We start from the raw sequence: 317 nt of genomic DNA, 5'->3' as shown, positions 1-317 counted from the left end.
AAGCGCACGCTGGAGATCTGGGACCGCCTGGGCGTGGGCGACCCGATGGTGGACAAGGGCGTGTCGTGGAACGTGGGCAAGGTGTTCTTCAAGGACCAGCAGGTGTACCAGTTCAACCTGCTGCCCGAAGCCGCACACGAGCGCCCGGCCTTCATCAACCTGCAGCAGTACTACTGCGAGTCCTACCTGGTGGAGCGCTGCCTGCAGCTGCCCAACATCGATATCCGCTGGCGCCACCAGGTCACCGGCATTGCCACGCGCGACGACGGCGCGCTGCTGACCGTCCACACCCCCGACGGCGACTACGCGCTGGACGC

1 protein-coding gene is annotated in these 317 nt (G+C 66.2%); it reads left to right on the top strand.

Annotated elements, in window-relative coordinates; translation table 11 throughout:
• Nucleotides 1–317, top strand: a 317-nt coding sequence (locus HA630_RS01245) for an FAD-dependent monooxygenase (protein ID WP_371809176.1), incomplete at both ends; no start/stop codon positions are given.

Source organism: Aquabacterium sp. A08, from assembly GCF_011742065.1.
The sequence above is the reverse complement of the archived record's forward strand: the minus strand, read 5'-3'. Positions and strand labels throughout refer to the sequence as shown.